This window comes from Bartonella sp. CM31XJBT, assembly GCF_028618555.1.
In the GTDB taxonomy this organism is placed as follows: Bacteria; Pseudomonadota; Alphaproteobacteria; order Rhizobiales; family Rhizobiaceae; genus Bartonella.
Window position 1 is genome coordinate 1 of the sequence record NZ_JAQITD010000037.1, and the last position, 8,603, is coordinate 8,603.

At 36.7% G+C, this 8,603-nt stretch carries 6 protein-coding genes, 1 tRNA gene and 1 pseudogene; 3 read left to right on the forward strand and 5 right to left on the reverse strand.

Translation table 11 applies throughout. The features are described from left to right. The first annotated feature begins 379 nt into the window (after positions 1 to 379). A complete protein-coding gene (locus tag PVV63_RS09315; protein WP_273791617.1) occupies positions 380 to 2,473 on the forward strand; it encodes a S9 family peptidase in 2,094 nt (697 codons plus the stop codon). A gap of 82 nt (positions 2,474 to 2,555) precedes the next feature. Here PVV63_RS09315 and PVV63_RS09320 read toward each other — a convergent pair whose 3' ends face one another. Continuing rightward, entirely contained in the window at positions 2,556 to 3,158 is a 603-nt protein-coding gene (locus PVV63_RS09320) for a superoxide dismutase (RefSeq protein WP_273791618.1), read from the reverse strand. 869 nt (positions 3,159 to 4,027) lie between these two features. On the opposite strand from PVV63_RS09320, the gene PVV63_RS09325 reads away from it, so the two are divergent. Then, positions 4,028 to 4,102, forward strand: a tRNA-Gln gene (locus PVV63_RS09325). A gap of 233 nt (positions 4,103 to 4,335) precedes the next feature. Here PVV63_RS09325 and PVV63_RS09330 read toward each other — a convergent pair. The 4 genes and pseudogenes from PVV63_RS09330 to PVV63_RS09345 form a co-directional block, all read right to left on the reverse strand. Continuing rightward, positions 4,336 to 4,800 carry a toxin-activating lysine-acyltransferase gene (locus PVV63_RS09330; protein ID WP_273791619.1) on the reverse strand — a complete coding sequence of 155 codons (465 nt, stop codon included), beginning with the start codon at positions 4,798 to 4,800 and terminating at the stop codon, positions 4,336 to 4,338. Continuing rightward, positions 4,800 to 6,125, reverse strand: coding sequence for an HlyD family type I secretion periplasmic adaptor subunit (locus PVV63_RS09335; RefSeq protein ID WP_273791620.1), 1,326 nt, complete (start codon positions 6,123 to 6,125; stop codon positions 4,800 to 4,802). The genes PVV63_RS09330 and PVV63_RS09335 overlap by 1 nt, the downstream gene beginning before the upstream one ends. Further along, the gene (locus PVV63_RS09340) at positions 6,115 to 6,861 is read right to left on the reverse strand and encodes an ABC transporter ATP-binding protein (RefSeq protein ID WP_273791621.1); all 747 of its coding nucleotides are present in this window, start codon (positions 6,859 to 6,861) and stop codon (positions 6,115 to 6,117) included. The genes PVV63_RS09335 and PVV63_RS09340 overlap by 11 nt, the downstream gene beginning before the upstream one ends. Positions 6,862 to 6,867: 6 nt before the next feature. Beyond that, positions 6,868 to 7,662 (reverse strand): annotated as a pseudogene (locus PVV63_RS09345) (ABC transporter transmembrane domain-containing protein). Between the two features lie 378 nt (positions 7,663 to 8,040). Between PVV63_RS09345 and PVV63_RS09350 the strand changes: the two are divergent. Continuing rightward, positions 8,041 to 8,235: a hypothetical protein gene (locus tag PVV63_RS09350; RefSeq protein ID WP_273791622.1), complete on the forward strand. Its 195-nt coding sequence runs from the start codon at positions 8,041 to 8,043 to the stop codon at positions 8,233 to 8,235. Positions 8,236 to 8,603: the final 368 nt, after the last annotated feature.

The following is an 8,603-nucleotide window of genomic DNA, read 5'->3' on the forward strand; positions in this document are numbered from 1 at the left end:
TGACACAATAGCATTGTTTATAATATAAAACTATTCATTAAAACGACATAGAATATTTTTATTTTTTATAAAGTAATAATAATATTTATGATATATTTATTCATTTCTATAAAATTATGCGATTATACTGTTTCAAAAAAAATCAATTCTTTTTCTCATAGTTTAATTGTTTTACCAGTCACTTTCATTATAAAAGTGGTATTATATCCCTAGAAAACAATAGCTGTGATATGTAATGAACAGAAAGGTATTAGTTTAAAAATTATCATGGCACTATTTTTGCAAGTGAATAGAACTTATAGATTTGTACACTTGCATCAATAATTGTGATTCTAACATATAAATGAAGCTGTTAACATATTTTAATATAGGATTGTGTATGACTCGCACTTTTGCAATTCCTCCCAAAGCATCTAGAATCACTCATAAGGAAATATATCATGGTATTTTTCGTGATGATCCCTATCATTGGCTACGTGCGTCTAACTGGCAAGATGTTTTTAAAAATCCTAACTGTCTTGATCTCAATATTCGACATTATCTTGAAAAAGAAAATGCTTATCAATCAGCTCAAATGGCTGATACAAAAGCACTACGAGATTTGCTTTTTACCGAAATGAAAAACAGGATCCAAGAGAATGATAGTTCTGTTCCTATAAAACATGGTCCTTTTGCTTACGGATTCTCTTATGTTACCGGAGGCCAACAACCACATTATTTTCGGACACCAAGGAATGGCGGAGAAAAAAACGTGTACCTTAATGGTGATGTCTTGGCAGAAGGCAAAGAATATTTCAAATTTGGTTCAGTTCAAGAATCTCCTGACCATACACATGTGGTATGGACCTATGATGACAAAGGATCAGAATTCTATACAGCTAAAATTCGTAATTTTGAGACATTGTCTGACTGTATGGACACAATTACTGATACATCTGGTCAAATTGTATGGGATGCTAGATCTGAAGGTTTTTTCTATACTAAGATGGATAAAAACCACCGACCTTCAGAGCTCTATTATCACCAATTAAACACAGATCAATCACAAGATAAGCTTATTTTTCTTGAAGACAATCCAGGTTTTTTCTTAGATGTAAGCGGTTCTAAGCTTAATGATGTTATTTATATTAATATTCATGATCATGAAACATCCGAGATCTGGTTAATTCCTGCTGAGGCGCCTTTTACTATTCCCCAATGTGTACGGAAACGACAAAAAGGTATTGAATATTCACTTACAGAAGGTGGTGATGTCTTTTATATTCTGACCAATTTAGATAATGCAAAAGATTTCAAAATTATGGTAGCGCCATATACATCTCCACAATCAGAAAATTGGTCTGAGTTTGTCCCACATCAGCTTGGGTGCCTAATATTATCCCATGATGCTTATCAAGATTTTCTTGTCTGGATCGAACGTTTTGAGGGGCTTCCACGTATAAAAGTAATGGAACGTACCACTAAACAAGTTAATTCCATTGCTTTTACTGAAGAGGCTTATTCTTTAGGTCTGCAAGGAGTTGCAGAATATAACAGTCCAACTATTCGTTTTTCCTATTCGTCTATGACAACACCTGATCAAGTGTTTGATTATGAGATGAAAAATTGTAAACGGATGCTTTTAAAAACGCAAATAATTCCCTCTGGGCATAATAAAGATGCATATGTAACACGACGTATTACAGCAATAGCAGACGATGGTGAGAAGATTCCTATTTCACTTTTTTATCACAAAAATACTCCCCTTGATGGTGGTGCGCCTTGTCTGCTTTACGGTTATGGTGCTTATGGGATCTCTATTCCTGCCAGTTTCAATAGTAATGTACTTTCTCTAGTAAACAGAGGTTTTATTTACGCTATTGCTCATATTCGCGGAGGAAAAGAAAAGGGAGTAGAATGGTATGAGAAAGGAAAACATCTCTTTAAGCACAATACATTTACAGATTTTATTGCTTGTGGGCGTTACCTTGTAAACAATAAATTCACTTCTCACGACCGGCTGATTGCTCATGGTGGTTCAGCAGGGGGGATGTTGATGGGAGCCATTGCCAATATAGCTCCACAGGATTTTGCTGGGATCGTAGCAAATGTGCCTTTTGTTGATGTCTTAGCGACAATGTTAGATGCTTCATTGCCACTCACTCCTCCAGAATGGGCCGAATGGGGGAATCCTCTTGAATCAGAAGAAGATTATAAGCTTATTGCTTCCTATTCTCCTTACGATAATGTCAAAGCTCAAAACTATCCCCCTATACTTGTGATGGCAGGATTAACAGATCCTCGTGTAACTTACTGGGAGCCTGCAAAATGGGTGGCAAAATTACGAGACCTAAAAACAGACGATAATGCAATTTTATTACGTATTAATATGGATTCAGGGCACGCTGGTGCAGCTGGACGTTTTTCAAAGCTAGAAGAAGTTGCCTATATCTATGCATATATTCTAAAGATAGCAGGAAAAGACTTTTGCTAATCCATAATACCTCTGTATGAAAGTCTCCGATAATTTATTGGATTATAGGGACTTTCATACACTAAAAAATTATTGAGACAGTTTAAAATTCACATTCTTCATAAAGTTTCAAAACATAGTCCCAATTAATTAAATGGTCTACAAAGGCTTCGAGGTACTTCGGTCGAGTATTGCGATAATCAATGTAATAGGAATGTTCCCACACATCGACACCCAAAATAGGTCGAGCATTGTGCACTAAGGGATTTTCACCATTAGGCGTTTTCATAATTTCAAGCTTGCCATTTTTAACAGCAACCCACGCCCATCCAGAACCAAATTGGGCACTAGCAGCAGCAATAAAATCAGCGCGGAATTTGTCGTAACCACCTAGATCAGCGTCAATAGCTTTTGCTAACTTTTCAGGAAGTTTTTGGCCACCACCATTTTTTTTCATCCAAAGCCAAAAGTGGTTATGATTGTAATACTGCGCTGCATTATTAAACAAACCAATATTTTTTCCAAAACTTTTTTTAACAATATCTTCAAGGCTTTCATTTTCTAAGCCTAACTCTTTCACAAAATTATTGGTGTTGGTAAGATAAGCGAGGTGATGCTTATCATGATGATATTCAAGCGTTTCGCGTGACATATAAGGCGAAAGGGCATCGTAATCATAAGGCAACGGGGGCAATTCAAAAGCCATTTAAAAATCTCCTCGATTCTAATTGTTAAGCTTATTTCATAAGCCTAATTTGCCATTTACCGCATTTAAAAGCAAATGTTGAATACCTAGTTTGTATGAAATAGTTTTAATGTCTCTCTTTTTGTAAAAGAAGCTTTTAGGAAATGTATATTCATCAATCAAAAAGGGTATTGGTCTACATAAAGATTGCTTCTGAAGATTTTTTACATCTATGAGTGGGTAATAAATATCATTATCTTTTGAATAAAAAGTAAATGGAAATAGCTATTATTCCTTGTTTTTGTATCTCTATTTTTTCAAATACCATATAAAATGTTTTTAATTTTTGCAAAACTCTTCCAGTTTATGGGTGTATCATAATGTTTTCAACAGAATAATAAGTGTTATTTTTTAGGAAATATTTTTCAATGTGCTTGATTTTATTTTATGGTGCTACCCATGAATAATATAATGTAAAAATTAGTGGACATTACCATCTTTATGCTTAATGCAAGAGCACTGCAGCACTATCATACACTTACCGGTTGCCAATGTGGTGACAGCTTTTATCTTAATTGAGCAAGATGAGATTTTAGATATCAAGAAAAGTAAATCATATGCAAATTTATTAGAATGAGTAAACTGCAAGATTTTCATTTTCTGTTCCTAAAAAATCAATACAAAGAGTAAAATAATTGGTGGATAAATAGTTTCTACTTGTGTTAAAAGCACAACTGTATATCAGTTTCTGCTACGAATTTGTATTGATGCAATGCCATACAAGACTCAGAAATTTTATGATAAAAAAGTAAGGTCTTTGATTTTCAGATATTGCGTCCAATCACAGGAATCGCTATAAGGTGCAGGAGTCGCTATAAAGCGTGTTTTTTTGGGGTATAGCCAAGCGGTAAGGCACCGGTTTTTGGTACCGGCATTCCCTGGTTCGAATCCAGGTACCCCAGCCAATTCTAGTGAAATTAGTTAATCAAATTTCAGCTTGAGAGTGGATTAGCCCTCTTAACCATCTATTGCTATTCATAGCAAGTTTTGTAAGCTGAAAAATACCCATTTGTAGCGGGTTAGCTCTAAATATGGTAAGGTTTTCTTTTACTATAGCTATCGCTTAAAGAGCTCTTTTAAAAGATTCTTTTCTATAAGACGAGGGGTAAATGATTTATGCGCACTTGCTTTAGAAAAACTATTTGGCTGGATTTTGCGCTCTATAGCAACACCAGCGTGCAATTTTTCGTATTCCACCATCTTCATTACGTCGTACAGCATAACAATAACGCTGATCAGGAAATATATTTCGTTGCATATCGCGTACAATATGAGCAGTATGGCCATAGGGTGCTACACAATCAATAAACCATACGTATTTTCCATTCTGCCAATTGACATTGGGTAAAAGCTCTCCCTTTTCAAGCATAGATTGATGATTTTTCTCATCTAAAAAAGCCCAAGTGATAAAGGCACAAAATTCTCCACGTTCATTTTTATAGAGTTTATATTGCCCAGTCTGTAAGGCGGGTCCTATGTTGCGTTCAATATCCCAGATTCGCCAGCGGCGGTATAAGGGAGATGTAAGCATTAAAACAACCATGGCACCCAAAGCCGTAAGAGGATCTATGAGTGATGGTGATGGATTTTCATTTACAGACATCATCTTTCCTTTAGAGATTGTTCTAAAATTTTGGTGATAGGTTCAAAGAAATAAGAAATGAGACGTCGTTTTGAGGTAATGACATCCGTTGTTACAGTCATGCCAGGGATAAATTTAAGTTGTTTGTTATTCAAAGTGATGTGATCTTGGTCAATTTTGATTAAAACAGCGTAGACACCATTAATTTCTTTATTATAGCGCGCTGTAGCGCCTACATTAACGACTGTACCGTGGATAACACCGAAACGTTCAGGAGGAAAGGCAGAAAACTTGATGTAAGCACGTTGGCCCTTTTCTAAAAAACCAATATCTCGATTATCAAAAAATGCTTCAATAATGAGACCACCCGCACCAGGGACAATGCGCATGAGAGTTTTACCAGCCTCTACAAAGCCGCCCAAAGTATGGATACTTAAATCATCGATACGTCCATCAACAGGTGCATAGAGTGATAAGTGGTCAAGATGGTATTGAGTGCTATCAAGCTTTGCTTTTAATCCTTGAAGATTCAGTTCTGTTTCACGCGAAAGTTGCCGATAGCGGGCGATTTCATCGGAAATGAGACTTTTCCGTTGTTGGCGGAGGGTGTTTATTTCGGCGGCATTTTCTTCCAAACGTCTTTGATTGGTTAAAATTTCATGCTCGACATTTTTAAAATCATGTAAACGCTCTAAATAAACGGCTTGGCTAATGACTTTTGTTTCCATTAGGCTTTTTGCAGCCTTTAATTTTCCTTGGCTTAATTGACGATCATCTTCCAACCTATCTAATTGCGCATGTTGTGTTGCACCGCTGCGCTCGACGCGGTCCGCTTGTGCTTTTAGCGCTCTTAATTTATCTTGGAGAGATTGAAGGGTAGCGCTAATGAGTTTTTCCCCTTCTATTCTTGCAGTCTGATTGCCAGAAGGAGGAACTGGCAGATAGGCAAGCCCTTTGGTCACAAAATCTTTATCCAAAGGATCACTTTCGTGCAAAGCTGTTAAAATAGCTGTTGCGATTTGTGCTTGAAGGGTTTGTTGCGCGATATCTGCTTGAACACGTGCGCACTCATTGAGGGCTTCACGAGGATCTAATTGAATAAGGAGATCCCCTTGATGAACAAATTGCCCTTCTTTTACAAGGATTTTCTCAATGCGTCCTGTATTTTGCGCTTGGACCAGCTGAACGTAAGCGGTGGGAATAACACTTCCTTGCCCCCGTGCAACAATCTCTGTTTTTGCGATAAAGCTGCCGATCACAATAAAGAGAAATAAAGCAATTAAAACAGCAACAACCATATGAAGAGTTGGTGACAAAGGGCGCAAATAGGGAGCTTTATCTGCCATTTTTTGCCTCCAAATCAGTAAAGTTTAAGACGGTTGCATACTGAGGGAAGAGATCACGTTTGTGGGTAATAACAAGAACAATACGATCTTGTGAAAGTTTATATAAATGCTCAACAATTTGTGCACTGACAGTGTCATCCAATGCAGAAGTAGGTTCATCCAAAATAAGAAGGCTTGGATTTATCAGAAAGAAACAAGCCAAAGCCAAGCGTTGGCGCTGACCACCTGATAAAAAACCACCTTGCTCTCCTACTTGAGTATTGAGTCCTAGAGGCAACTGAGCAATCAAATCATGGCAAGCACTAACATATAGTGCAGAGTCGATTTCATCTTTAGTGGCATCTGGTTTAGCAAGAAGCATATTCTCAAGAATGGTTCCGGAAAAAAGGCAAGGATTTTGGGGAAAATACGCGATTGTGTCACGCACGCTACGGACATCAAAATTCTGTAAAGGTTGGGCGTTAATCAATATCTTTCCGCTTGTTGGGGGGTAGAGTCCACAAAGGAGCTTCGCCAAGGTTGTTTTTCCGCACCCTGAAGGACCAAGTAACATAATTGGTTGCCCAGGTTGTAAACAGACATCAAGATGATTGATAATGGACTTATCTCCATAAGAAAAACAGAGATCGTTGGCTTCAAGATGAGGAGGAGCGCTGAGTTGAAGAGGCGGCTTTTCTTCTTCCCATTCTGAAGGGGAGTTAAGAATATCGCCCAAACGAAGACGAGAGATTTTCAAATGCTGTCATTCTTCCCATAGGGATGCAAGGTTTAAGATAGGACCAGAAACATTTCCAGCGAGGAGATGAAAGGCAATAAGTTGTCCTAGTGTAATCTGGTTTTGAAGAACTGCCTGAGCACCAAAAAAGATAATAAAAATAGTGAAAAGATCACCAAAAATATGACTCATGGCTCCATTGAGAAGATGCAATTTACTAGTTGTAAGGCTTTGATCTAAACTACGGGCTAAAGTCTTTTGCATGCGTATTGTATGGGCTGGCTCCTTTACATGCGCTTTAATGGCTTCAAGATTGATAAAACTTTCAATAAGGCGCGATTGATGGGCGGCTTGCAGAGTGAAAGCACGGCGTAATTGGCGGCGCAAGAAGGGACCGACAAACGCTAAAGAACCCATTTGTAAAGGTAAAATGATAAGGACAATAAAGGTCAGTTTTGGACTAATGGAAAAGAGTGCAGCAATATAAATAATGGCAAACAGAACATTCAGTACGGTTGTGGCGATGGTTCCTGTTAGAAACCCGCGAATTGTATCAACATCTCAGATTCGCGTGAACAGTTTCCCCATTTGCCAAGTGCGTAAAGTGGGCAAGGAAAGGCTTAACACATGGGTGTAAATGCGCCGTCCAAATTCTAGCGTAAGCCGATTGGCTAAATAGGCACCTAAGTAACCTGAAAGAGTGCTAAGAGCCGTGCTAAACAGCATGATAGCAACCATCAAGACAACGATAGCATAGAGACTTTCAATACGCTGAAAAGGGGGAATACGGTCGATAATCGCTTGAAAAATAAAAGGATTCACCAAGCCCAGCAAACGCAAAACAACAGCAACGCAACTGAGTTCGATGACATAATAAATATATTTCTTTGTTGTTATTGTAAACCAAGAGAAAAGGATACTAGTTTTTCTTGTGAATGTCTCATTTGAATTTATGATTTTATTTAAGAGAAAGAGCGATTAATGTCGCATATTTAAACAGTATTGTAAATAGTATTATATTAATACAAAATATATATCTTGTATTAATATAATATAAACATAATGTATTTATTATTTATACAGTATTTTTATTATTATTTTTACAAATTATGTTTTACTTCTTATAAAGTGAACAATAATGAATTTTCCACTGTATCTTTGTGATACAGTTATTTTTAACAATAATTAAAGAGGTTTTATATGTTTCGTTCATTTGGTTCTAGTTTTTCTAATGGTTGGTCTAATTTTACTTCAATGAATTTTTCAAGCAGTGGATCACGACTTGGGTGTACTGTTGGAGATTATTTCTCAGCAGGATTTTCAATGGGACATAGGGGACATAATATGGGAGTGGTAATTGGTGGAGTTATGGGGTGTCAGTTGGAGGACCAATAGGCGCTGCGGAAGAGGTCTATCATTAGGAGGAGGAGTTGGCTCTGCAGTAGGATTTGGTACAGGTTTGGGATATATAGGCTATGAATGTTATCGCTAATATAAAAATCAGCAGATATTTCTAAAATGAACAAGCTTGTAGGCATAATTATGTGTCTACAAACTTGACAGGAAGGTTTAGGTGCATAATTCTACAAAATTATATATTTAATTTGGATTTTTTTTATGAATGAGCTTATTAGTATTATTGTAGAATTATTATTTTCTATAGGTGCTTTAGTTATATTTTTCTATACATTGTTTTCATATTATAAATCTAAAGGTTATAGTAAAAAAGAAATTTGGAAAAAAATTTTGTTAAGAATATTTTT